The organism is Ruegeria sp. C8 (genome assembly GCF_056537565.1).
This window is the reverse complement of sequence record NZ_JBQFRV010000009.1, coordinates 36,833-62,300: the sequence shown is the minus strand read 5'-3', so window position 1 is coordinate 62,300 and position 25,468 is coordinate 36,833. Positions and strand designations below refer to the sequence as shown.

Annotated in this window: 21 protein-coding genes; 12 read left to right on the top strand and 9 right to left on the bottom strand. The window is 59.8% G+C overall.

What is annotated here, in order from left to right; all coding sequences use genetic code 11:
* Positions 1-63: 63 nt before the first annotated feature.
* A complete protein-coding gene (locus ACR0KL_RS13180) occupies positions 64-495 on the top strand; it encodes a DUF1489 family protein (protein WP_480777133.1) in 432 nt (143 codons plus the stop codon).
* Here the strand turns inward: ACR0KL_RS13180 and hisG are convergent, their stop codons facing one another.
* From hisG to hisS, 3 genes are read right to left on the bottom strand one after another with little or no spacing between them, the layout of a single operon-like run.
* Positions 496-1,185, bottom strand: a complete 690-nt coding sequence (gene hisG, locus ACR0KL_RS13175; protein WP_170374507.1) for an ATP phosphoribosyltransferase — start codon at positions 1,183-1,185, stop codon at positions 496-498. It lies immediately after the preceding gene.
* Complete coding sequence (locus tag ACR0KL_RS13170) at positions 1,182-2,270, bottom strand: ATP phosphoribosyltransferase regulatory subunit (protein WP_480777132.1); 1,089 nt, start codon at positions 2,268-2,270, stop codon at positions 1,182-1,184. The genes hisG and ACR0KL_RS13170 overlap by 4 nt, the downstream gene beginning before the upstream one ends.
* A 3-nt stretch (positions 2,271-2,273) precedes the next feature.
* Positions 2,274-3,761 carry a histidine--tRNA ligase gene (gene hisS, locus ACR0KL_RS13165; protein WP_170680292.1) on the bottom strand — a complete coding sequence of 496 codons (1,488 nt, stop codon included), beginning with the start codon at positions 3,759-3,761 and terminating at the stop codon, positions 2,274-2,276.
* Positions 3,762-3,886: 125 nt separating this feature from the next.
* Between hisS and ACR0KL_RS13160 the strand changes: the two genes are divergently transcribed.
* Positions 3,887-4,081 (top strand): SlyX family protein, encoded by a 195-nt coding sequence (locus ACR0KL_RS13160; RefSeq protein WP_170680290.1) that lies wholly within the window; start codon positions 3,887-3,889, stop codon positions 4,079-4,081.
* A gap of 132 nt (positions 4,082-4,213) precedes the next feature.
* Positions 4,214-4,972 (top strand): SDR family NAD(P)-dependent oxidoreductase, encoded by a 759-nt coding sequence (locus tag ACR0KL_RS13155; protein WP_170680288.1) that lies wholly within the window; start codon positions 4,214-4,216, stop codon positions 4,970-4,972.
* A gap of 50 nt (positions 4,973-5,022) precedes the next feature.
* Here ACR0KL_RS13155 and ACR0KL_RS13150 read toward each other — a convergent pair whose 3' ends face one another.
* The 3 genes from ACR0KL_RS13150 to dnaE form a co-directional block, all read right to left on the bottom strand.
* A complete protein-coding gene (locus tag ACR0KL_RS13150; RefSeq protein ID WP_480777131.1) occupies positions 5,023-5,385 on the bottom strand; it encodes a hypothetical protein in 363 nt (120 codons plus the stop codon).
* Positions 5,386-5,396: 11 nt separating this feature from the next.
* Entirely contained in the window at positions 5,397-5,609 is a 213-nt protein-coding gene (locus ACR0KL_RS13145) for a YMGG-like glycine zipper-containing protein (protein WP_419738497.1), read from the bottom strand.
* 83 nt (positions 5,610-5,692) lie between these two features.
* Positions 5,693-9,193 (bottom strand): DNA polymerase III subunit alpha, encoded by a 3,501-nt coding sequence (dnaE, locus tag ACR0KL_RS13140; protein ID WP_480777130.1) that lies wholly within the window; start codon positions 9,191-9,193, stop codon positions 5,693-5,695.
* A 343-nt stretch (positions 9,194-9,536) separates the two neighbouring features.
* On the opposite strand from dnaE, the gene xdhA reads away from it, so the two are divergent.
* From xdhA to ACR0KL_RS13105, 7 genes are all read left to right on the top strand, one after another.
* Positions 9,537-10,934: a xanthine dehydrogenase small subunit gene (gene xdhA / locus ACR0KL_RS13135; RefSeq protein ID WP_170680282.1), complete on the top strand. Its 1,398-nt coding sequence runs from the start codon at positions 9,537-9,539 to the stop codon at positions 10,932-10,934.
* Positions 10,931-13,333, top strand: coding sequence for a xanthine dehydrogenase molybdopterin binding subunit (xdhB, locus tag ACR0KL_RS13130; RefSeq protein WP_170680280.1), 2,403 nt, complete (start codon positions 10,931-10,933; stop codon positions 13,331-13,333). The genes xdhA and xdhB overlap by 4 nt, the downstream gene beginning before the upstream one ends.
* Positions 13,333-14,268: a xanthine dehydrogenase accessory protein XdhC gene (gene xdhC, locus ACR0KL_RS13125; protein WP_170680278.1), complete on the top strand. Its 936-nt coding sequence runs from the start codon at positions 13,333-13,335 to the stop codon at positions 14,266-14,268. The genes xdhB and xdhC overlap by 1 nt, the downstream gene beginning before the upstream one ends.
* On the top strand, positions 14,265-15,782 hold the full coding sequence (locus ACR0KL_RS13120) for an ABC transporter ATP-binding protein (RefSeq protein ID WP_170680276.1): 1,518 nt from the start codon (positions 14,265-14,267) through the stop codon (positions 15,780-15,782). The genes xdhC and ACR0KL_RS13120 overlap by 4 nt, the downstream gene beginning before the upstream one ends.
* A 62-nt stretch (positions 15,783-15,844) precedes the next feature.
* On the top strand, positions 15,845-16,927 hold the full coding sequence (locus ACR0KL_RS13115; protein ID WP_170374478.1) for an ABC transporter permease: 1,083 nt from the start codon (positions 15,845-15,847) through the stop codon (positions 16,925-16,927).
* Positions 16,927-17,847 carry an ABC transporter permease gene (locus ACR0KL_RS13110; RefSeq protein WP_170374475.1) on the top strand — a complete coding sequence of 307 codons (921 nt, stop codon included), beginning with the start codon at positions 16,927-16,929 and terminating at the stop codon, positions 17,845-17,847. Before ACR0KL_RS13115 ends, ACR0KL_RS13110 begins: the two co-directional genes overlap by 1 nt.
* Before the next feature lie 31 nt (positions 17,848-17,878).
* Positions 17,879-18,955: a BMP family ABC transporter substrate-binding protein gene (locus tag ACR0KL_RS13105; protein ID WP_170722408.1), complete on the top strand. Its 1,077-nt coding sequence runs from the start codon at positions 17,879-17,881 to the stop codon at positions 18,953-18,955.
* 87 nt (positions 18,956-19,042) lie between these two features.
* Here ACR0KL_RS13105 and ACR0KL_RS13100 read toward each other — a convergent pair whose 3' ends face one another.
* Together ACR0KL_RS13100 and ACR0KL_RS13095 are read right to left on the bottom strand one after the other, a co-directional pair.
* Positions 19,043-20,275 carry an HlyD family secretion protein gene (locus ACR0KL_RS13100; RefSeq protein ID WP_170374469.1) on the bottom strand — a complete coding sequence of 411 codons (1,233 nt, stop codon included), beginning with the start codon at positions 20,273-20,275 and terminating at the stop codon, positions 19,043-19,045.
* Positions 20,276-20,278: 3 nt separating this feature from the next.
* A complete protein-coding gene (locus ACR0KL_RS13095) occupies positions 20,279-20,692 on the bottom strand; it encodes a hypothetical protein (RefSeq protein ID WP_480777129.1) in 414 nt (137 codons plus the stop codon).
* 155 nt (positions 20,693-20,847) lie between these two features.
* Here ACR0KL_RS13095 and ACR0KL_RS13090 point away from each other — a divergent pair, with 155 nt between their 5' ends.
* Together ACR0KL_RS13090 and ACR0KL_RS13085 are read left to right on the top strand one after the other, a co-directional pair.
* Positions 20,848-21,921, top strand: a complete 1,074-nt coding sequence (locus tag ACR0KL_RS13090) for an NAD(P)/FAD-dependent oxidoreductase (RefSeq protein ID WP_480777128.1) — start codon at positions 20,848-20,850, stop codon at positions 21,919-21,921.
* Positions 21,918-22,571 carry a DUF938 domain-containing protein gene (locus ACR0KL_RS13085; protein WP_480777127.1) on the top strand — a complete coding sequence of 218 codons (654 nt, stop codon included), beginning with the start codon at positions 21,918-21,920 and terminating at the stop codon, positions 22,569-22,571. The genes ACR0KL_RS13090 and ACR0KL_RS13085 overlap by 4 nt, the downstream gene beginning before the upstream one ends.
* A gap of 282 nt (positions 22,572-22,853) precedes the next feature.
* Here ACR0KL_RS13085 and ACR0KL_RS13080 read toward each other — a convergent pair whose 3' ends face one another.
* Positions 22,854-25,361: a GcvT family protein gene (locus ACR0KL_RS13080; RefSeq protein ID WP_170680270.1), complete on the bottom strand. Its 2,508-nt coding sequence runs from the start codon at positions 25,359-25,361 to the stop codon at positions 22,854-22,856.
* Positions 25,362-25,468: the final 107 nt, after the last annotated feature.

Genomic DNA, 25,468 nt, shown 5'->3' with positions numbered 1-25,468 from the left:
TGCAATAGGCCGTTAACCCTACCTTCTTAAGCAATTCCTTTGTGGCGACTCTGTGGGTAAACTGTGGATAAATTCGTAAACCTCGTCAAACTTTCGGTCGGGTCAGAGAGCGTTGACACGCTGATGGCGTGGCAGGACAGCCGCAAGCCGCTTTATGCAGATGGTTGCCCGCGCCACGTGACGCGCATGTGGCCCAAGCGCGAGGCCGAGATCCTGGACGGAGGTTCGATCTATTGGGTGATCAAAGGCGTGATCCAATGCCGCCAGCGCATCCTGCGCCTTGATGAGGTACGCGGTGAGGACGGCATCCGTCGCTGCGCCATTGTTCTCGACCCCGAGTTGCATCGCACCCAGAACGCTCTTAAGCGCCCCTTTCAGGGATGGCGCTATCTGAAGCCCGAAGACACCCCAGCCGATCTTCCAAAATCGCGTGAGCAGGACGACGCCCTGCCTGACGATCTGAACCGCGCTCTGGCCGAAATCGGCATATTGTAGTCAGCGCAGGCGATCCAAAAGCTCGGACAGAACCGCTTTGTCGCCAGCATCGTAGCTCGCCACACGGCTGCGCCACAGGGTCGCTTGCGATTGCAGGATGAGACCGTCCGAGAGGATCTTCAGGTGATTGGCCCGCAGTGTTTCACCGGTCGAGGTGATATCGGCAACGGCCTCGGCCGTTTCGTTCATCACGGTGCCTTCAGTCGCGCCCTGGCTGTCAACCAGAGCATAGTCGGCCACCCCGGCATCGGTCAGAAACTCACGAACCAAACGGTGGTACTTGGTCGCAATCCGCAGCCGGTGACCATGTGTTCTGCGGAACGCAGCGGCGGCTGCATCCAGATCGTCCAGCGTATCCACATCCACCCAACAAGCAGGCGTGGCGATGATCAGATCCGCCTTGCCAAAACCAAGCGCGGCAACCTCTTCAACTTGCTGTTCCCAGCGCGGCAGCTTTTCCTGCACAAGGTCAACACCCGTGACCCCCAGGTGAATACGACCCGCGGCCAGCTCACGCGGGATTTCACCCGCTGACAGCAGGATCAACGAGACATCATCGATCCCCTCAACCTTGCCCGCATATTCCCGGTCCGACCCACTGCGCGACAGAGTGATGCCGCGCTTTTCGAACCACGAGAAAGTCTTCTCCATCAACCGGCCCTTCGAGGGCACGCCCAGTTTCAGGCTCATTGTGCGTCCTCCTCGATCTCGAGCATCAGGTCGGGGCGGATGACACCGCCAACAGCCGGAATTTCTTCGCCATTGCCCAACTGCCGGGTCAGCGCATCATAGCGCCCGCCAGTCGCGATCGGAGGCAGATCAGGGCGGCCTTCGGCGTAGAAGCCAAAGACGAACCCGTCGTAGTACTCCATCGAGGTCCGGCCATACGCAGCCTCAAAATCCAACCGCTCAACATCCACACCCCGCGCCTGCATCGCTGAGATCCGGGCTTCAAGCCGATCAAGCGCTTGCGTGATCTGCGGCAGGTCGACCGCCACATCGCGCAGCTGTTCCAGCGCAAATGGCATGGTCTCGCGCACATTCAAAAGCGTCTCCAACCCGGCCAGTTCGTTGTCTGAGATGGGCGGCGTGTCGCGATCTTCACGTAAAGCTTCGATCCGCGCCTCGATCTCGGAGGCACGGCGCTTACCGATCATCGGAATGTCGTTGTCCAAAGGGTCTGCGGCATTCAGCAACTCGTCGCGCCCTTCGGGGCCGGGTTTGCGACCTGCAAACCGATCCAGAAGAATGCGGAACCGGCGGGGGCGCCACAGATGCCGCATCAGAGCGGTCTTGCGACGCTCGGTCGTGCGAAGGCCCTCGACGGCTGCGGTCAGAATTCCGATATCCCCGGTCGCCGCCCGCAAAGGCAGACCCCGCAACTGCAACGCAAACAGCGAGAACACCTCGGCGTCCGCGCCGGATGGATCGTCGCGATCAAAGACCTCATAGCCCACCTGGATATATTCATTCGACCGGTCCGGGTCATGCTCCTGACGGCGAAAGACCTCTCCGGAATAGGTATAGCGCGCGGGTTCTGCGCCGTCGCTCATGTGCATCTGCACCACCGGCAGAGTGAAATCCGGGCGCAGCATCTGCTCGCCCCGCAGGGCGTCCGACGTGACATAAGCACGTCCGCGGATGTCTTCGCCGTAGAGGTCCAGCAGTGTCTCGGCCGGTTGCAGCAGAGGCGTATCGACCACCTGCGCACCTGCCGCCTCGAACCGGACGCGCATCATCGCGGCGCGGGCCTGTATCTTGGAACGGTTGGCCATGGCTCAGTCCTGACTGTCCAGAATTTCACGGACCTTTGCGATCAGATCACCGCGCGGCACTTCGAATTGGCTGGGACGTTCTTTCCATTCCTCCAGCGTGGCACTTTCGGCGATTTTGGCGCCAAGGATCAGGTCTTTGATCTGAACGATGCCATTGGCCTTCTCGTCACCCCCTTCGATCACCGCGATGGGAGAATTCCGTTTGTCCGCATATTTCAGCTGATTGCCGAAGTTCTTCGGATTGCCCAGGTAGACTTCGGCCCGGATACCGGCATTCCGCAGCTCAGCCACCATCGCCTGATAGTCAGCCATACGGTCGCGATCCATGACAGTGACGACCACAGGACCTGTTGCCTGCGCGCTGAGACGCCCCTTCTCGCGCAGAGCGGCCAACAGGCGATCGACACCGATGGAGACACCAGTTGCAGGCACCTCCTGCCCGGTGAAGCGCTTGACCAGATCGTCGTAACGACCACCACCTGAGACGGAACCGAACTGCCGCTTGCGGCCTTTTTCGTCGAAAATCTCAAAGGTCAACTCGGCTTCATAAACCGGGCCGGTGTAGTAGCCGAGACCGCGTACTACCGACGGGTCGATCTCGATCCGGTCCGAACCGTAGCCGCCCGCATCCAGCAGCGAACCGATCTGTTCCAGTTCTGCAATGCCGTCTGCACCGATCTTGCTGTCGCCAACCGCAGCACGCAGGTTCGCGAGCGTTCCGGCGGTATCAGCAGCTTTGGAGGTCAGGAAAGCAAGCACCGGTTCGGCCTGATCTTCGCTCAGGCCCACACCGTCGATAAACGCACCCGAGGCATCCAGACGGCCCTTGGTCAACAGCTCTCGGACACCGGCCTCACCGACCTTGTCGAACTTGTCGATGGTGCGCAGAACGTTGTCGCGGGCGGCGGCGTCTTCGCCCAGACCCATCGCTTCAAGCACACCGTTCAGAACCTTGCGGTTGTTGACGCGCACAAGGTAATCGCCGCGCGGAATGCCGACGGTCTCCAGCGTGTCTGACAGCATCGCGCAGATCTCGGCATCCGCAGCCATCGAGGCGGTGCCGACAGTGTCCGCATCGCACTGATAGAATTGACGATACCGCCCCGGACCCGGCTTTTCGTTGCGCCAGACCGGACCCATCGCGTAGCGGCGGTAAGGCGTCGGCAGGTCGTTGCGGTGCTGCGCATAGACGCGGGCCAGAGGCGCGGTCAGGTCATAGCGCAAGGCCATCCAATCTCCGTTGCCGCCTTCGTCAAATTCCTGCCATGCGAACACGCCTTCGTTCGGGCGATCCACGTCGGGCAGGAACTTGCCCAGCGCCTCGACGGTCTCGACCGCGCTGCTCTCCAAAGCGTCGAACCCATACCGATGATAGACGCCCGCAATCGTCCGCAGCATCTCGGTGCGCTGCGTGACTTCCTCGCCGAAATAGTCTCGGAACCCTTTCGGCGTTACGGCCTTGGGGCGGGGCTGTTTCTTGGGCTTGGCCATCGGGGGCGTCCTTCACGGGTCATGTTCCGCGCGCGGTCTATCCCATGGCCCGCATCGGGGCAAGGCGCGCTTTCGCTGGTCTTGGCTTTGCTGACCCGCTATGACCGTCCCTGAAGGAGACCCCAATGCAGCATCTGGAAGAACAGATCGCCCATATGACCCGCACGGTCGAAGAGCTGAACACCGTCGTCACACGCCAGCAATCCGAGATCGACCGCCTGACCCGCCGCGTCGAAATGCTGCTGCAGCGCGAGGCCGAACGGCCGCAGGAAGGCTCGGGCGGGGTCGTGTTTGGAGACGAACGCCCGCCGCATTATTGAGACAGATTTCGATGTTGCTGCCTGCTTTTCCGGTTCTTGCTGGTCACATCCAATACTAATCACTGGGTTACCTTCCGAAATCTTGTTGGTAGGCTAATACTTTAACATCAGTTCACTGGCAGGAGACGTTCATTGGCCGACAAACTTGCTCTTGTCACAGGTGCCGCGCGTGGCATCGGGCTGGCGACAACAAAACTGTTTCTACAAAACGGCTGGAACGTTGCGATGATCGATCGTGACTCTGAGGCGCTTTCTCTTGCCGCAAAGGATCTAGACGGTGCGGTTGCGTTCGTCGCGGACGTTTCAGATCAAAATCAGGTTGTTAGCCTGGTCAAGGCCGTTCTCACCGAGTTCAATCGCATTGATGCTGTGGTGAACAACGCGGGTGTCGCAGATTTCGGACCAATTGAAGAACACGATTTCGAGGTGTGGCGTCGCGTTATGGAAACCAACCTTGATGGCGTGTTTCTGGTATCCCAGGCGACTATACCGGCCCTTCGCAAAAGCCGCGGTGCTATCGTCAACATCGCATCGATTTCGGGACTGAGGGCCAGCACACTTCGGATAGCATACGGAACGTCTAAGGCGGGCGTCATCCACCTGACCAAGCAACAAGCCGCCGAACTAGGAGAATTCGGTATACGCGCCAATTGTGTGTGTCCAGGCCCGGTCCGTACCAAGCTTGCGATGGCAGTCCACTCGCCCGAAATCATCGCCGCATATCATGACGCTATCCCACTGAACAGATACGGTTCGGAGGATGAGATCGCGCAAGTGATCTATTTCCTTTGTTCGGACAAAGCCAGCTACGTCACGGGTCAGGTGATCGCGTCCGATGGCGGGTTCGAAAGCACTGGCGTGGGTTTACCGGCTCTAAGATCAAGCAACTGAAATTCGGCCACGATTTGCCCGCGTCGGGACGCTAAATAGAGTATCCAGGCTCACAACCCCAGCGACGCTTTCACCGCGTTGTCGACGACCCCGCCTAGAAGGGCGTTTTTATCCGCAGCACAGCCCTCAGACAGAGCGGCGATGAACGCTTCGCGTAGTTGCGCTTTGTCTTCATCCGTGGCGGCGTGGTCTTCGATATTGATCTGACGATTATAGAGCGACAGGGCCGTCATCTTGCCCACGACCTCAACAACAAAGGCCTCATCCCCGTCCGCCTCTTCGGCGATTGAGGCGCAGGTGTAGTGCATGACAGGCAAGGCATCCTGCACCATCTGCTGAGCGGCTTCGTCGGCCAAAGCAAACACCGGAGTCACCAAAAGTGATACCAACACAACAGGCTTGAGAGTTTTCATCCGCATCGCAATCACTTCCAGTTGTGTCCGATAATCGCACCGGCCACACCGCCGATTGCCGCGCCCTTGCCGTCACCGATCAGGGCCCCAACTCCGGCGCCGATCAACGCACCTTCGATTGTCTGCTTCTTCTTTTTGTCGTCCGCAAAAGCCGCAGTCGCCACGGAAAGCGAGATCGCCCCCGCCAATACCAACGCTTTGGAGCCCATAGCTGAAAGAGCCAAACCCTAACCCTCCTGTTTCATTTGTCACAGAATGTGCAGTTACAGCCTAGCCGGGGGACATCGCTGTGGCAATAAAGCCGGGATCAGACCTCTTCCACTGACAGAACGCCATCCAGCGACTTGATCGCGCCTTTGATCTGCGGGTTGATCGGGAAGTCCTGCCCCAGATCCATCTCGACATCGCCCGGCAGTCCTGGGTCCATCAGGCACAGCTGGATCGGCCCTTTTGCAGCCCCCTTCGCAGCGCTGGCGGCATCCGCCAGCACGCTTGCCACTGTGGGCAGCACCTGCGGCTGATCGACGAATATGCGCAGGCCGGTCGCACCCGCCTCGGCCACAACCGAATCTACCGGACCAACCGAACGACCCAGAAGTTTCAGCTGATCTGCCTCCATCGTCGCCTCGGCGGTCAGAACCACCTGCGCGCCCGTCTCAAGATATTCGCGCGATTTCTCCAGCGTTTCCGAGAACAGCGTGACCTCATACGCACCAGTCGGGTCCGAAAGCTGCGCAAAGGCAAAGCGGTTGCCGCGGGCCGATTTCCGTTCCTGCCGGCCGGCAACAACCCCGGCCATCTTCGCGATCAGAGGGCCAGAGCGCGCCTTTTCCGTCACCTCATCCAAGGTCAGCACCTGTTTGCGTTTCAGTGCAGGCATGTAGTCGTCCAGCGGATGGCCCGACAGGTAGAAACCGATGGCTTTGAACTCTTCGCTCAGGCGTTCAGCAGGCAGCCAATCCGGCGTCGGCGACAGGCGCGGTTCGGGTAGGTCGTCCCCCGCCTCGCCAAACAATGACACCTGGTTCGAGTTCTTCTGTTCGTGGATCGCCGCCGAATACTGCACTAGCGGATCGAGGCTTTCGAACACGCGGCGGCGGTTCTTGTCTAGTTCATCAAAGGCCCCGGCCCGTGCCAGCATCTCCAACGGGCGCTTGCCGACCTTTTTCAGATCAACCCGGCGCGCGAAGTTGAACAGGTTGACAAAGGGTTTATCACCCCGACCATCAACCACAAGGCTCATCGCCTCGACACCCACGTTTTTCAACGCGCCCAGCGCATAGACAAGATGCCCATTGTCCACATCAAACGTGGCCTGAGAGCGGTTCACACAAGGCGGGATGTAAGGCAGGTCCAGCCCCTTGCGGACCTCTTCAAAGTAAACGGCCAGTTTATCGGTCAGGTGGATATCGCAGTTCATGACGCCCGCCATGAACTCAACCGGATGGTTCGCCTTCAACCAGCCGGTCTGATAGCTGACCACCGCATAGGCGGCCGCGTGGGATTTGTTGAAGCCGTAGTTGGCGAATTTCTCCAGCAGGTCGAACACCTCGGAGGCTTTCTTGGCATCCACACCATTCTCTGCGGCGCCCTTTTCGAATTTCGGGCGTTCGGCATCCATCGCCTCTTTGATCTTCTTACCCATAGCGCGGCGCAGCAGGTCAGCGCCGCCGAGGGAATACCCGGCCATCACCTGAGCGATTTGCATCACCTGTTCCTGGTAGACGATGATGCCCTGCGTTTCCTCAAGGATATAATCGATCAGCGGATGCACGGATTCGATTTTCCGCAACCCGTTTTTGACCTCACAATAGGTCGGGATGTTCTCCATCGGACCGGGGCGATAGAGCGCCACAAGGGCCACGATATCCTCGATACAGGTAGGTTTCATGCGCTTGAGCGCGTCCATCATGCCCGAGGATTCCACCTGGAACACCGCCACTGTCTTGGCCGCGGAATAGAGCTTGTATGTCGGCTCATCATCCAGCGGGATGGCGTTGATCTGGTTCTCGGCCCCTTCAGCTGGTTCATAGAGCTCGGTCCCGTCCGCCGCGACATGCAGAGGCCGCCCGGATTTGAAGATCAGATCCATCGCGTTCTGGATCACGGTCAGCGTTTTCAGACCCAGAAAGTCGAACTTCACCAACCCGGCCTGTTCCACCCATTTCATATTGAACTGGGTCGCAGGCATGTCGGACCGAGGGTCCTGATAGAGCGGCACTAGCGCATCCAACGGCCGGTCGCCGATCACCACACCCGCCGCGTGGGTCGAGGCGTTCCGCAACAGCCCTTCAACCTGTTGGCCATAGTTGAGCAAACGCTCCACCACCTCTTCATTCCGCGCTTCTTCGCGCAGGCGCGGCTCATCCTTCAGGGCCTTTTCGATTGAGACGGGTTTAACCCCCTCAACCGGGATCATCTTGGACAGCCGGTCGACTTGCCCATAAGGCATCTGCAAAACCCGCCCGATGTCACGCACGGCAGCCTTTGACAGCAACGCACCAAAGGTGATGATCTGCCCCACCTTGTCACGCCCATATTTCTGCTGCACGTAGCGGATCACCTCTTCCCGGCGGTCCATACAGAAATCGATGTCGAAGTCGGGCATCGAGACCCGCTCGGGGTTCAAGAACCGTTCGAACAGCAAGCTGTAGCGCAACGGATCAAGGTCAGTGATCGTTAGGGCATAGGCTACCAGAGACCCCGCACCCGAGCCTCGACCCGGTCCTACCGGAATATCATGATCCTTGGACCATTGGATAAAGTCGGCAACGATCAGGAAGTAGCCGGGGAATCCCATGCCTTCGATGATCCCCAGCTCAAAATCCAGACGTTCCTGATATTCCTCGGGCGTCACCGCATGAGGGATCACGGCCAGACGTTTCTGCAGACCCTCATTCGCAATGCGGCGCAGTTCGGCCACTTCATCATCGGCAAATTTGGGCAGTATGGGATCACGACGATAGGCCATAAAGGCGCAACGGCGCGCGATCTCGACCGTGTTCTCGATGGCCTCGGGCAAATCTGCAAACAGGGTCACCATTTCCTGCTGCGACTTGAAAAAATGCTGCGCGGTCAGACGGCGGCGACCGGCTTGCTGATCGACATAGGCCCCCTCGGCGATACAGATCAGCGCATCATGCGCCTCATACATATCCGAGGTTGGAAAATAGACGTCATTGGTGGCGACCAGAGGCAGGTTCTTCGCATAGGCCATCTCGACATGACCGCGCTCGGTCAGGCGCTCGGCCTCAGGCTGGCCGTCCTCGCCCGGATGGCGTTGCAGTTCGATATACAAACGATCCGGGAACATCCCCGCCAACCGGTCGACCAGAGCCTCAGCCGCAGGGCGCTGACCTTGCTGCAGCAACATTCCCACTGGGCCTTCTGGTCCACCAGTCAAACAGATCAGACCCTCCGACCGATCCGCCAGCTCCTCCAACGTGACCTGCGGCAACTGCCCGCCTTTGTCCACATAGAGGCAGGAGCTCAGCTTCATAAGGTTCTCATACCCAACCTCGGACTGCGCCAGCAGCACCAGAGGCGCAGGCGCTTTCGGCTTCTCACCGGGTTGCGGCTGCACATAGGTCAGATCGACCTGACACCCCATGATCGGCTGAATCCCGGCCCCGCTGGCGGTGACTGAAAACTCCAGCGCCGAGAACATCGAGTTGGTGTCGGTCACCGCAACGGCGGGCATCTCTGCCTTCTCGCAAAGGCCGGGCAGTTTTTTCAGCCGCACAGCGCCTTCCAGCAGGGAATATTCAGTGTGAACGCGAAGGTGAATGAATCGAGGGGTACTGCTCATACCCCGCACGCTATCCCAGTCAGCAGCGACGAAAAAGCGGGAACCGACTCTGTGGACTGCTTAAAAAATCAGCAGCGATTATTCTGATTTTTTAGAAGGTGCTTCGGGTCAGACTCAGCACCGCTTCAAAAATGGTCTTTATTTACAAGTGCCTGACTTCTAAACAACTGCAATATTCACAGGTCGTTCCGGTCCAATGGTGCATCATATAGGCAGTTTTTCTTGCCAGATAAGGTGCGCTGTTTCTAACATCTGACGGCAAGCACTTCGCCCGCCACTCTTTCTACGTCGCATCGAAGGAGGGCCCAACGGGCGCAACCGGGTAAGGCGACGGGTTTCACGAATGGACATCACGTTTCTTCTGAACGGAGAGACAGTGCAGCTGTCGGATGTTAGTCCGACGGTCACCCTGCTGGACTGGCTGCGCGAAGATCGCGGCCTGACCGGCACCAAAGAAGGCTGCAACGAAGGCGATTGCGGCGCCTGCACCGTGATGGTCACCGAAGAGGGCAGCGCCAAGGCCCTGAACGCATGCATCCTGTTCTTGCCCCAACTGCACGGCAAAGCCGTCCGCACCGTCGAGGGCGCAAGCGGCCCAAACGATGAACCTCATCCGGTCCAGAGCGCAATGGTTGACCTGCACGGCTCACAATGCGGCTTCTGCACCCCCGGCTTTGTGATGTCGATGGTTGCCGGTCACGCAAATGGTGCAACCGACCACGACACCCAACTGGCCGGCAACCTGTGCCGCTGCACCGGCTACGCCCCGATCATCCGCGCCGCGAAAGCCGCCGAAGCGCAGCCCGTCCCGCAATGGATCACCGACGACCATTCCTTCTCTTGTTCAAAAATACCTCGGGGGGAGGCCACAGGCCAGGGGGCAGAGCCCCCCTTCCTCCCCACGTCATCCGACGAATTGGCGGAAGTCTATGCACGGCACCCCAACGCGACACTCATCGCCGGTGCAACCGATGTCGGCCTTTGGGTCACCAAGCAACTGCGTGAGCTTGACCCGGTGATCTTCCTCAACGGCTGCGAAGACCTCAAACAGATCACAATCACCGACGACGAAATCCGCTTCGGGGCAATGGTCGACATGAACCGGATGGGCGAGGCTATTGCTGATCTCCACCCCTCCTACGCCGAAATGATCCGTCGCTATGCCAGTGTCCAAGTGCGCCATGCAGCCACCGTCGGAGGCAACATCGCCAACGGCTCGCCCATCGGGGACAACCCGCCTGCGCTGATCGCTTTGGGTGCAACTCTACACCTTCGCAAAGGCGACGCCCGCAGGTCCCTTCCTTTGGAAGAGTTCTTCATCGACTACGGCAAACAAGACCGCGCGCCCGGCGAGTTTGTCGAGGCCGTCAGTTTCCCGCGTCAGGCGGATCGACTGAAGGCTTACAAACTCAGCAAACGGTTCGATCAGGATATCTCGGCCGTGTGCGGGTGTTTCAATATCACCGTGTCGGACGGCACCGTCACCGCAGCGCGCATTGCGTTTGGTGGTATGGCGGGCACTCCGAAACGGGCAACCCATGTCGAGGCCGCACTGATCGGCAAACCCTGGACGCGCGAGGTGATCGACGCCGCGCTGCCCAGCTTTGCCGAGGATTATTCACCACTCACGGACATGCGCGCCTCGGCAACTTATCGGTTGGAGACCGCCAAAGCGATGCTGGAACGGTATTTCCTGGAAGATCAGGGCGAAGTGACAGACGTGCTGAAGGTGACGGCATGAGCGTGACCAAACCCCTCCCCCACGACGCGGCCCCGCTGCATGTGGCCGGTGCCGCACGTTATGTGGATGACATCCCGACGCCAAAGGGCACCCTGCATCTGGCCTTTGGTCTGAGCCCGATTGCCAAAGGTACAATCAGTGCGATGGACCTGTCGGCAGTGAAAGCTGCGGATGGCGTGGTGCAGGTGATGACGGCCGAGGATCTGCCTTTTGCCAACGATGTCTCTCCTTCGATACATGATGAACCGCTGCTGTCGGATGGTACGGTGCACTATATCGGTCAGCCGGTGTTTCTGGTCGTCGCCACCAGCCATCTCGCCGCTCGCAAGGCCGCGCGGTGGGGCAAAATCGACTATGTCGAAGACACCCCGATCCTGACCATCGAAGACGCTCTGGCCGCCGACAGCCGGTTCGAGGATGGCCCCCGCATCTACGCCAAGGGCGACGCAGACGCCGCAATCGCTAGCGCGCGCCATATCATTGAAGGAAGCTTCGAGCTTGGCGGGCAAGAGCATTTCTACCTTGAAGGTCAGGCGGCCTTGGCCGTGCCGAATGAAGGCGCGGATATGCTGGTCCACAGTTCAACTCAGCACCCGACTGAGATCCAGCACAAGGTGGCCGATGCACTGGGCGTTCCCATGCACGCGGTTCGGGTTGAGACTCGTCGGATGGGCGGCGGGTTCGGTGGCAAGGAAAGTCAGGGCAACGCTTTGGCCGTGGCTTGTGCTATCGCCGCGCGCGTAACCGGCAAGGCCTGCAGGATGCGCTATGACCGCGATGATGACATGATCATCACCGGCAAACGCCACGCGTTCCGCATTTCCTACAAGGCCGGGTTCGATGAAAACGGCCACATTCAGGGCGTCTCGTTCCTGCACCACGCGATTTGCGGCTGGGCGCAGGACCTGTCTCTGCCCGTCGCCGACCGTGCGATGCTGCATTCGGACAACGCCTACCTGCTGCCCAATGCGCGGATCGAAAGCCACCGGCTGAAGACCAACACCCAATCCGCTACCGCCTATCGCGGGTTCGGGGGCCCTCAGGGTATGGTCGGGGTCGAACGCGTGATGGACCACGCCGCGCATGCGCTGGGTCTGGACCCGGTCGAACTGCGCCGCCGTAACTACTACGAACCCGCCCACAAGGTTGCTGAGGCGGCACCGGCGGAAAAACCATTGGGGCACCCTGACCCGCATGAAGACCTGACAAGCCGGGGCGCAGTTGAGATGGGCGATGCGCCCATGCGCCCTCTGCCTGCAGGCGGAAACACCACGCCCTACGGTATGGAGGTAAGCGATTTCGAACTGCATGGCATCACCGAAGCTCTGCTAAAATCCAGCGACTATGCCGCGCGTAAAGCGGCTGTCGAAAAGTGGAATGCAGAGAATAGCGTGATCAAGAAGGGTATCGCCTTCTCTCCGGTCAAGTTCGGGATTTCATTCACGCTGACCCACCTCAATCAAGCAGGTGCGTTGGTGCATGTGTATCAGGACGGCTCGGTCCATCTGAACCATGGCGGCACCGAGATGGGACAGGGCCTGTTCCAGAAAGTCGCACAGGTCGCTGCGTCGCGCTTTGGCATTCCGCTGGAGATGGTCAAGATCACCGCGACTGATACGGCCAAAGTGCCCAACACCTCGGCCACGGCGGCGTCTTCGGGCAGCGACCTGAACGGCATGGCGGTCAAAGCCGCCTGCGACACGATCCGCGACCGCATGGCCGACTATCTGGCCGAGCGTCATCAGGCCGACCCCTCGGCAGTCACCTTCGCGGATGGGTATGTGTCGATCGGCGAAGAACGTTACACCTTCGCCGAAGCCGCAGCACTGGCCTATCAGGGCCGCATAAGCCTGTCGGCAACGGGTTTCTACAAAACGCCCAAGATCGAATGGGACCGGATCGCAGGCCGGGGGCGTCCGTTCTTTTACTTCGCCTATGGGGCCTCGGTGACCGAGGTGGCCGTGGACACGCTGACCGGCGAGAACCGCATACTGCGCACCGATATCCTGCATGACGCAGGGGCCTCGCTGAACCCGGCGCTCGATATCGGACAGGTCGAAGGCGGCTACGTTCAAGGCGCAGGCTGGCTGACGACCGAGGAGCTGGTCTGGGATGGTAAGGGCAATTTGCGGACACACGCGCCCTCGACCTACAAGATCCCTGCCTGCTCGGACCGGCCCGACATCTTCAACGTATCACTTTGGGATGGCGAGAACCGCGAGGATACGATCTATCGCTCGAAAGCGGTGGGTGAGCCGCCCTTCATGCTGGGTATATCGGCGTGGTTGGCCCTATCGAACGCGGTCGCAGCCTGTGGTGAAAGCTATCCGGCGCTGGATGCACCCGCTACGGCCGAAGAAGTCTGGCGCGGCGTCCAGCGGATGAAAGGAGGCATCTGATGGGCTTCGACCTGGATGCTTTGAGGGAGGCGGTCAAATCCCACGAACAGGTGACTCGCGTGGTCATCGCCGCAATCAAGGGCTCGTCCCCACGTGAGGTTGGTGCCGCGATGTTGGTCTGGAAAAACGGGCAAAGCGGAACGATCGGCGGTGGCACGTTGGAGTTTCAGGCCGCCGAAGCCGCGCGGTCCCAATCCGCCCCCACCCGCCTGACCCATCACGCGCTTGGCCCCGAGTTGGGCCAATGCTGCGGCGGTGCAGTTTCACTGTTCAGCGAGGTCTTTGATCAAAAGGCGGTTGAAGCACTCGACGACACGGTCATAGCGCGGTCCGCTTCTGCAGGCGAAATGCCTCTCTCCGTGAAACGGTTGCTGACAACTGCGCGCGGTCAGGGGATCGCCCCCGAACCGCAGCTGATCGACGGCTGGATGGTTGAGCCGGTTCACAAGCCAACCCGAAACCTGTGGATCTGGGGTGCGGGACATGTAGGTCGAGCACTGGTGGACGTGCTGTCTCCCCTGCCCGACATCGCGATCACCTGGGTCGACACCGGGCCTGAACGCTTCCCGGCCTCGGTCCCAGCAGGTGTCACCACAGTTCCAGCGACCAAACCAGCCAAGCTGGTTCGCCATGCACCGCCCAATGCCGAGCATCTTGTGCTGACTTATTCACACAATCTGGACTTGGAACTATGCAACCAGCTGCTTTCGCATGATTTCCGCTTTGCGGGGCTGATCGGCTCGGCTACGAAATGGGCGCGATTCCGGTCGCGGCTGGCAGCTCTGGGGCATGCGCCTGAACAGATCAGCCGGATCACCTGCCCAATCGGCGATCCCGCTCTGGGCAAACACCCGCAAATGATCGCCGTTGGCGTCGCCGCGCAGCTTCTGCGTCCGGCCCAACAGACTGAGTTGAAGAAGGACCTGAGCGCGTGACCACTCCACTCTTAAGCCTGCAAGGGCTGACCAAGGCCTATCCCGGCGTCGTGGCCAATGATCAGGTGTCGTTCGACATCGGCGAAGGCGAAGTACATGCGCTGTTGGGCGAAAACGGCGCAGGGAAATCCACGCTGGTCAAGATGATCTATGGGCTGGTGAAGCCGGACAGCGGCACCATGATGTTGCGCGACCAACCCTTTGCCCCAGCGGAACCCCGCGCGGCTCGGGCGGATGGGATTGCGATGGTGTTCCAGCACTTCTCACTGTTCGACGCGCTGAACGTGGCTGAGAATATTGCGTTGGGGATGGAAAACCCACCGCCGATGGGCGATCTGGCCTCGCGGATTCGCGAAGTGTCCGAGACCTACGGCTTGCCTTTGGACCCGTACCGCACGGTCGGCGATCTGTCTGCGGGAGAGCGTCAGCGCGTCGAGATCATCCGCTGCCTACTGCAAGACCCCAAGCTGCTGATCATGGACGAACCAACCAGCGTGCTGACCCCGCAAGAGGTCGAAATCCTGTTCGAGACGCTGAACAAATTGCGGTCTGAGGGCACCTCGATCCTCTATATCTCGCATAAACTCGAAGAAATTCGCACGCTGTGTGACCACGCCACGATCCTGCGCCTGGGCAAGAATGTCGGCGAGTGCATTCCGGCCGAGACGTCCGCACGCGATATGGCCGAAATGATGGTGGGATCAACGTTGCAAACGCCGGAACGCTCAGGTCGTGAGTTCGGCGAGGTTGCGTTGGATGTCAGCGGTCTGTCGGTGCCATCACCTTCGGAGTTTGGAACGGCGCTGAAGAACGTCCATATGACGGTCCGCAAGGGTGAGGTTCTTGGCATCGGCGGTGTCGCTGGCAACGGTCAGGATGAGTTGCTGGGCGTGCTGTCCGGTGAGATTCAAACCCCTGCCGATGCGATCAAATTCAATGGTCAGCAGATCGGCAAACTCGGCCCGACCGCCCGCCGGAAACTGGGTGTGCTGACCGCGCCTGAGGAGCGTTTGGGCCATGCCGCTGCGCCGGATATGAGCTTGACCGAGAATGCTCTGCTGACCGGGTCGGTGCGCGAAGGTTTGGAGAACAAAGGGTTCCTCAAATGGTCCGAAACCAAAAGCTTCGCTGAAAAGATCATCAGCGCGTTTGACGTCAGAACGCCCGGCCCTGAAAACGCGGCACGGTCGCTGTCAGGCGGGAACCTGCAGAAATTCGTGATTGGTCGGGAAGTCTTGCAGAACCCTGAGGTGCTGGTGGTGAACCAACCGACATGGGGTGTGGATGCGGCGGCGGCTGCGTCGATCCGGCAGGCCATTCTGGATCTGGCGGCCAAGGGAACGGCGGTGATCTGCATCAGTCAGGACTTGGACGAGTTGATGGAGATCTCAGACAGTTTTGCGGCCCTGAACGAAGGGCGGTTGAGCGCGCCTCGGGAGACAACAGGCCTGACCGTTGATGAGATCGGCCTGATGATGGGCGGTGCCCATGGCATGGAGGTGGCGCATGTGTGATCTATCGCGTCGCCTACGGCGAGAGTATTGGAAAAAGACGAAGACGGGCGGGGAATAAGTACATGATTGTGTTGGAGAAACGGCCGCAACCGTCGAAAGCGTGGTCCTATGCGACCCCCGTGGTGGCGGTGATTGCCACGATGGTCTTCGGCGGCATCTTGTTCGCCATTCTGGGCAAAAACCCGATTGAGGCCATCGGCACCATCTTTTGGGAGCCCTTGTTCGGCGAGTTCGCATTTTACTACCGCCCGCAACTGCTGGTGAAAGGCGCGCCATTGGTGCTGATTGCGATCGGCCTGGCGTTGGGTTTCCGCGCCGGCATCTGGAATATCGGGGCCGAAGGGCAGTACATCATGGGTGCCATCTTCGGGGCCGGGGCCGGGCTGGCCTTTTATCCTCTGGACGCCTTTTACATCTTTCCGATCATGGTGATCGCAGGGGCCTTTGGCGGCTGGCTTTGGGCGATGATCCCGGCCTTTCTGAAGGTTCGTTTTGGCACAAACGAAATCCTTGTCTCGCTGATGCTGGTTTATGTGGCCGAGCAGATGCTGGCCTCGGTGTCTTTGGGCTTGCTCAAGAACCCCGAGGGGTTTGGCTTTCCCGGTTCGCGTAACCTGCAATCCTATGACAGCGCGCATAATGCCGAACTGATAGCCGGATCGGGGATGCACTGGGGTGTCGTGACGGCCCTCATTGCGGTGATCTTTTCCTATGTTCTTTTGAACCGGCACATGCTGGGCTTTCACATCCGTTTGACCGGTGAAGCTCCGCGTGCTGCAAAGTTTGCCGGTGTGAACCCTGCCCGCCTGATCCTGTTTTGTCTGGGCCTGTCCGGCGCTCTGGCCGGTCTGGCGGGGATGTTCGAAGTCTCGGGCCCCTCGGGCGTGGTCAGCATCGACTTTAACGTGGGCTATGGCTTCACCGCGATCATTGTGGCCTTCCTTGGCCGCCTGCACCCGGTGGGTATCCTGCTGGCCGGTGGCTTGATGGCGCTGACCTATATCGGCGGTGAAATCGCGCAGTCTCAGCTCGGCCTGCCTGCCGCTGCCATTCAGGTGTTCCAGGGGATGCTCCTGTTCTTCCTGCTGGCATTCGATCTTCTGACAAACTACCGCATCCGTGCGGCCCGTAGCGAGGTAGCGTAATGGATCTTGGTGAAATCAATCCCGTCCTTCTGGTCGCCTCGCTCATGGTTGCCGCGACCCCCTTGCTGCTGGCCGCGATCGGAGAGCTTGTTGTCGAGAAAGCAGGCGTTCTGAACCTCGGCGTTGAGGGCATGATGATCGTGGGCGCAATCAGCGGCTTTGCGATCTCAGTCGAGACCGGCTCGCCTTGGCTTGGCTTTATCGCGTCAGCGATCGGTGGGGCTGTACTGTCTCTGCTGTTCGTACTGCTGACGCAGGTTGCCTTGGCCAACCAGGTGGCCAGTGGCCTTGCACTAACGCTCTTCGGCCTTGGGTTCAGTGCCCTTTTGGGCCAAAGCTATGTGGGGGTCAAACCGCCGAGCATGGGGGATATTCATATCCCTCTGATCAGCGATATCCCTGTTATCGGGCCGATCTTCTTCCAGCATGACCCGATCCTCTATGTCGGCATCGCTTTGACGGCGGGTGTCTGGGCCACACTGAAATACACGCGCGTCGGTCTGATCCTGCGCGCGGTGGGTGAAAACCACGATGCGGCGCATGCGTTGGGCTACAAAGTCATCAAAATTCGCATCATGGCGATCCTGTTCGGTGGGGCATGCGCCGGGCTGGGCGGCGCCTATATCAGCCTGATCCGGGTCCCGCAGTGGACCGAGGGTATGACCGCCGGTGTCGGCTGGATCGCTCTGGCGCTAGTGGTGTTCGCCAGCTGGAAGCCATGGCGTGCCTTGCTGGGTGCCTATTTGTTTGGCGGCATCACCGTGTTGCAGCTTAATTTGCAGGCAGCGGGCGTTGCCATTCCTGTCGAGTATCTGGCAATGTCGCCCTACATCATCACGATCCTTGTGCTTGTGATCCTTTCGGCCGACAAGAGCAGCGCACCTGCCTCACTGGGCCGGATTTTCCACGCCTCGCACTAGGGGCCAACTGAACCAACTTGGGGAGTAACACATGAAATTCACGACACTTCTGGCAAGCGCCGCCATGGCGCTGGGTCTGGCCTCGGGGGCCATGGCTGCCGACGACAAGACCAAGGTCGGCTTCGTCTATGTCGGCCCGGTGGGCGACGGCGGCTGGACCTATGAACACAACAAAGGCCGCCTGGCGGTTGAGGAAGAGTTCGGCGACAAGGTTGAAACCGTCTTTGTCGAATCCGTTCCCGAAGGCCCGGATGCCGAGCGCGTCATGACGCAAATGGCGTTGGAAGGCGCTGACCTGATCTTCACCACCTCGTTCGGCTACATGGACCCGACCATTAACGTGGCGAAGAAATTCCCGAATGTGAAATTCGAACACGCCACCGGCTACAAAACCGCCGACAACGTCGCTGTCTACTCGGCCCGTTTCTATGAAGGCCGAGCCGTTCAGGGCCACATCGCGGGTAAGATGACCAAGTCGAACATCATCGGCTATATCGGTTCCTATCCGATCCCTGAGGTGATCCGTGGCATCAACTCGGCCTATCTGCATGCCAAGAAGGTGAACCCGGATGTCGAGTTCAAGATCGTCTGGGCCTACACTTGGTTCGACCCTGCAAAAGAGGCTGACGCCGCGACCGTTCTGATCGAACAGGGCGCAGACGTGATCCTGCAGCACACCGACTCGACCGCGCCTCAGGCGGCTGCGCAAGAGGCGGGCAATGTTGTCACGTTCGGCCAAGCCTCGGACATGAGCGAATACGCCCCATTCCCGCGCGTATCTTCGATCATCGATGACTGGGCACCCTACTACATCGCACGGACCAAAGCTGTCATGGATGGCACCTGGGAAAGCGCCAACACTTGGGACGGCATCCGCGAAGGCATGGTTGCAATCGGCGAGATCTCGGACGCGGTTCCCGCAGATGTCAAAGAAGAGGCTCTGGCGCTGAAAGCAGCCATGGCCGGGGGTGAATACCACCCCTTCACCGGCCCAATCAAAAAGCAGGACGGCAGCGACTGGCTGGCCGAAGGTGAGGTCGCAGATGACGGCACGCTGGCCGGCATGAACTTCTACATCGAAGGCCTGGAAGGCGAGATCCCGCAATAAGCTGCAGGGCGTATCGAAAAACCAAAGGCCCGCATTTAGCGGGCCTTTTTTGTTGGGGCTAAATTGCCCAGATCAAGGTCTGAACCGTCAGTGCCCCGTCAGCACCAAGGTGTTCACCGGCATCAGGATCAGACGTAACCGAAGGCCGGCCGCATGAACCACTCCAATCGTGTCGACCACATGCAGGAACGCCTTGTTCCAGAATCCAAGGCTTTCATCCTCTAGCTTGTGGTGGTTATCGGTATAGACATTCGCTAGACAGTTGCTGCCCGGAGGGATGTCATCCGCCATGCCCTTATACAGCGGCTCCATATACACCAGAATTGAGCCGGGCACTTTGTTGTGCTGGACGTCCCGCAACTCGTCCGTGGGTCGGATCTGACCCGAGGGGATGACGTCCTGCACCTCGACCACAACCATCGGGATCACCGTGAAGGGTTTGGTCATGCAGCCCAGCTCTCCAATCATGCCCGGTTTGATGACCTGAGCAGACATCTGGTTGAACGCAGCCTGAAAACGATCATGGCCCGAGTGCGACGGCACCAGAATACCCGCCGGGCGCAAAAGCGGGCTGACATAGTCTCCAACCTGCAGGCCGAACTGTTCGATCCGACCGGTAACGCCCGCGCTGATTACGGTCTTGTCCAGCTCGGTCAGGGCCGCATCCAGCTGCGCATTGGCACTGGCCAATTGGGCTGGGATAAGCTCCTCGATCTGCTGCACCACGGCAGCGCGCTGCGACTGGGCGGCGGTGACCTGTGCTTCGCGCTCGGCCACCAAATTCTCTAACCGCTCAATTTCGGCCAGACGCACCGCGCTGGAGCCTTCGTCGCGCAACGTGGTGTTACGCTCTAGGTCTTCGACCGATTGCGCCAAAGCAGCGCGCGCACCGGCGATCCCTGCATCCGCCTGCGCCAGATCCGTCTCGGCCACTTTTAGTGAGGCCTGAACCTGCGCGATTTGTGCATGGGCGGCCTGAACCTGCGCCTGTTGGGTGAAATCCTCGATCCGGAAAATCGGCTGGCCCGCGGTCACCGTATCGTTGTTGCTGACATAGACCTCGGACACCCGCCCGCCCAGTTGCGGCAGGATCGTGACCGTCCGGAAATACGAGGCCGCTGTGCTGGAGGCCGGGTGGAAGTAGAACAGCGTGGTGATCACGGACAGCGCCAGAATGGCACAGGTGGTCAGGCCCCAGCGTAGCTCGTACCACATGGTGAATAGGGTGATCTCATGCCCGATCCGCTTGCCTTGGACAAAGCGTCGGAACAGGAAATCCGGCAGCACCGTAATCAGGGCGCAGAGCATCGTTTCGATCATGGCTTACTGCTCCGACGTCGTAGAGGTTTGCGGTGCCGGAGGGGTCGGTTCAGCAGGTTCCTGAGGCGCAAGAGACTGTCCAAGGGAGCGAATGGCATCCGCTATGTTTCGCATCGGTGTTGCAAAATCGGGGAATTGGAACCCGGCAACCAGAACGGCGGCAACCCAGAAAATGCCGTTATGAGTAAACAGCGCCAACAGCGCCAAAATGCCCACCAACTGGAACTGAGGGTGATTGTTCTCATGCGCCATTTTCTCGGGCACCGAATGCAGCGTCAGATATCCGACACCAATCAATACAACCAGAACGACAAAAAACACGACCATTGCCGAAAAGAGGTAGTCGCTCCCATCGGCTGCAACGACATATTTTGGGATATGTCCCGTGGCCATAGGATGGAGGTCCGCTGCAGTCACCTTAATCTCCTTCTTTTCTATGATGCGTCTTTGGCCGGGTTGATCGCCAAATTCAAGCCTGCTTATAGTCTCCCGAAATCCAAGCATATTCTTATAACAAGCACCAAGACCCTTATGACATCTGCTTCATCACAATCCATCCCGGTCACCCTGCGATGATCGACTTTCTAATCATCGGCGGCGGCATCGCGGGCCTCAGCGCGGGCGCGCGTTTGTCTGCTCATGGCTCTGTCACAGTTCTCGAGGCCGAGGACGCTCTGGGCTATCACTCATCGGGTCGCTCGGCTGCGATGTTCGAGGAAAACTACGGCCCGCCCTCGGTGGTTGCGCTCAATCAGGCCGGGGTCGATTACCTGCGATCAGCGAACGAAGGCTATCTTACCCCCCGAGGCCTCATGCTGGTTGCAGGCCACGATCAGGCCGACCTGTTTGCCAAAGACGTCGAAGAGCTGAACGTACGCTCCATTTCGCCGCAGCAAGCCATCGACAAAGTCCCGATCCTGAACCCGGACGTCCTGGCCCACGCCGCTATCAGCGTCGACGCCTTCGACATTGACACCAACCGCCTGATGCAGGACTTCGCGCGCGTGATCCGACGCAATGGCGGCGCGGTCCTGACCCGCCAGGCCGTCACCGATATCCGCAAATCCGGCCATTGGGTCGTTATGGCGGGCGACGTGTTCGAGGCCCGAAACTTTGTCAACGCAGCCGGCGCTTGGGTGGATGAGGTCGCCGCCATGGCTGGTCTGCCGCCTATTGGCATCGTGCCGAAACGCCGCTCCATCGCGCGCATTCCCGCACCCGGAGGGCATGACGTATCCAACTGGCCCATGCTGATGGGTCCGGGGGAAGGTTGGTACGCCAAGCCTGATGCGGGGAAGTATCTGGTCTCGCCCTCCGAAGCCGAGCCGACAACGCCTCATGACGCCTATGCCGACGATATGGTTCTTGCAGAAGGTCTGGCGCGGTATGAGGCGATGGTGACAACCCCTGTCACGCGGCTCGAGGCGAACTGGGCCGGTCTGCGTAGCTTCGTGGCGGATGGCACGTTGGTGCTGGGGCCAGACCCGCAGGACCGCTCGTTCATCTGGTGCGCGGGTCAGGGTGGATACGGGTTCCAGACATCGCCGGCTGCCTCGTCCCATCTCGCCAGTCTTGTGACGGGGGCGCCGTCTGAACTACCTGAAGGCATCGTCAATCAGTTGCATGTGGAAAGGTTTCGATCATGACCAAACGCGCTCTGCCTTCGAATGCCAGCGTCGCGACGCAAGGCGATGGAGACCGTATGATCGCCCCAGCCGCCAGCCGCAACTCGGACGCGCTATGCGCCTTGCTGGCAAAGATGGCGCCTGCCACGGGCCGCGCACTGGAAATCGCCAGCGGCACCGGCCAGCATGTTGCCGCCTTTGCGCAGACACTGCCCAACCTGGTCTGGCAACCCACAGAAATCGACCCCGAACGCCGCGCCAGCATCGACGCCTATGCAACGGACCTGTCCAATATCCGTCCCGCCACCGATCTGGATGTAACCTCCGCAGGCTGGCGCGCGGCATTCCAAGAGCAGGACCTGATCATTCTGATTAACCTGCTGCACCTGATCTCTTGGCCAGAAGCTGACACGTTTCTCAGCGAGGCCTCAAAGGCTCTGAGTCCGGCAGGTCGCTTCATCATTTACGGCCCCTTCAAGCGAGACGGCGCTTTGACCAGCCCAGGTGACGAGAAATTTCACGAAGCTCTGGTCTCACAAGATCCAGAGATCGGGTACAAGAACGACACAGAGATCAAAGCCTGCCTACAGCGCTACGGTCTGCAACTGCTTCACTTGGTCGAAATGCCCTCCAACAATCTGGCGTTTGTTGCTCAAAGACCGAAAACCTGACCAGCGATTGGGTCGATCAAAGCCTGCTGGCGCAGGCTTGCCTCCGGCGGAGGTATTTTTGAACAGAAGAAGTAACCGACCGTTAACTCTGATATGCGACTGTCGATTTGCGGTACAGGCGGAGGCGCCGATGACCGCAACAGGAGAAGGCCCCCCTTGCCAAAAGCAGGGGGGCTGGATCTTGCACCAGCCCCCGCTTCTTCTGTTTGAAAATACCTCCGCCGGAGGCATGTGTCGCCGCAGGCGGCGCATTCACTCGCGCCGCCGGAGTTCCCCAAGATGTCAGCCGTCCTTGCGGATGGTTTCGTTCTTCGGGTCGTAGGGGCTGTCGCAGGTGACGACCGCATCCCACAGCTTGTCCTGAATCTTGACCTTCAGCTTGGTGCCTTCAACCGCGAGATCAGGCGTCACATAGCCCATGCCGATGGATTTCTCGAACGCCACCGAGTAACCGCCCGAGGTGAGACGACCCACGCGTGCGCCTGCCGGCGTGTACAGCGCCTCGCGGCCCCACGGGTCGGAATCGTCTGGTCCGTCGATCAGTAGGGTGCAGCACTTGAAGCGCACACCGGTCTCTTCCAGCTTGGCCTTGCCGTGGAAGTCTTTCGACAGGTCGACAAAGCGCGGTAGGTCGGCTTCCAGCGGGGTCGCGTCGCGGCCCAGTTCGGTACCGAAGGCGCGATAGGATTTCTCCTGACGCAGCCAGTTCTGGGCGCGGGCGCCGACCAGCTTCATACCGTGTTTCTCACCGGCTTTTTCCAGCAGGTCGAACAGGTAGTTCTGCATTTCGATCGGGTGGTGCAATTCCCAACCCAACTCACCAGTATAGGCCACGCGGATCGCGTTGACCGGGCACATGCCCAGTTCGATCTGGCGGGCCGACAGCCACGGGAAGCGCTTGTTGGACAGCGCGGTTTCCGGATCGGCGTCTTTGATGACCTCTTTCAGAACGTCACGCGACTTGGGTCCGGCGATGGCAAAGACGCCCCACTGAGTGGTCACGTCTTGGATTTCGATGTAGCCGAACTCCTCCATCTTGTCCTCGGCCGCCTTGCGCAGATAGTCGGCGTCGTACTCGGTCCAGGCACCGGCAGAGACGATGTAGTAGTTGTTCTCGCCGTTGCGGACGATGGTGTACTCGGTGCGGGTGGTGCCATGCGAGGTCAGCGCGTAGGTCAGGTTGATACGACCGACCTTGGGCAGCTTGTTGCACGTAAACCAATCCAGGAACTGGGTCGCACCGGGACCTTTGACGACATGCTTGGTGAAGGCCGACGCGTCGATCAGGCCAACGCCTTCACGGACCGCTTTGGCTTCTTCGACTGCATATTGCCACCAGCCACCACGGCGGAACGAACGGCTTTCCTTGTCGAAATTGTCCGGCGCATCGACAGGGCCGAAATAGTTCGGACGTTCCCAACCGTTCACCCAACCGAACTGCGCGCCACGCGCTTTCTGACGGTCATAGGCCGGAACAGTCCGCAGCGGACGGCAGGCTTCACGCTCTTCATCCGGGTGGTGCAGGATGTAGACGTGTTCATAGCACTCTTCGTTCTTGCGCGCTGCAAATTCGGTGGTCATCCAGTTGCTGCTGTAGCGCTTGGGGTCCAGCGAGGCCATATCGATCTCGGCTTCGCCATCGACCATCATCTGCGCCAGGTAATAGCCGGTGCCGCCCGCGGCGGTGATCCCGAACGAGAAGCCTTCGGCCAGCCACATATTGCGCAGCCCCGGTGCGGGGCCGACCAGCGGGTTGCCGTCTGGGGTGTAGCAGATCGGGCCGTTGAAATCGTCTTTCAGGCCAGATTCGGCGCAGGAGGGCACGCGCTCAGCCATCGCCATGTACTGGTCTGCGATCCGGTCAATATCCAGCGGGAACAGGTCAGCCCGGAAGCTGTCCGGCACGCCATGTTCAAAGCGTGCTGGCGCGCCGTGTTCGTAGATGCCCAGAATCCAGCCACCGCGTTCTTCACGTGCATAAGACTCGTTGTCGGCGTCACGCACAACAGGGTGCTCGGGGTTACCGGCTTCACGCCATTTGACCAGCTCAGGGTCTTTGTCCATGACGATGAACGTGTGCTCAACCGGGATCGCGGGCATCTTGATGCCCAACATCTTGGCGGTGCGCTGCGCGTGGTTGCCCGATGCGGTCACGACATGCTCGGCGGTGATCACCACCTGCTCGTCGGAGGGAACAAGGTTGCCGCCCTGCTCGATCATCTTGGTGCAGGTGACTTCCCAATGAGTGCCGTTCCAGTGGAAGGCATCCGCCTGCATCTTGCGAACGATGTCGACGCCGCGCTGACGGGCACCTTTGGCCATCGCTTGGGTCACGTCAGCAGGGTTAATATAGCCATCTTCGGTGTGATAGATCGCACCTTTCAGGTCGCCGGTTTCGATCAGCGGCCAGCGTTCCTTGATCTGCTCGGGTGTCAGCCATTCGTAAGCCACATCGCAGGTCTCAGCTGTAGACGCATAGAGCATGTATTCGTCCATACGCTCTTGCGTCTGCGCCATGCGCAGGTTGCCGACCACGGCGAAGCCCGCGTTGAGGCCGGTCTCTTCTTCAAGCTGCTTGTAGAAGTCGACCGAATACTTGTGGATGTGGGTTGTCGCGTAAGACATGTTGAACAGCGGCAGCAGGCCAGCCGCGTGCCAGGTCGAGCCCGAGGTCAGCTCGTCCCGCTCGATCAACATCACATCATCCCAGCCCGCTTTGGCCAGGTGATAGGCAATCGAGGTTCCGACGGCGCCGCCGCCAACGACCAGTGCTTTGACTTGGGTTTTCATAACCGGGTGTCTCCCCTTGGAATCTGTTGCCACCATATGGCTTGATTCCGAAATCAATCGCGGAAGCCATCCGACCAGTGATATAAGAAAAACGACCCGCACGGGAG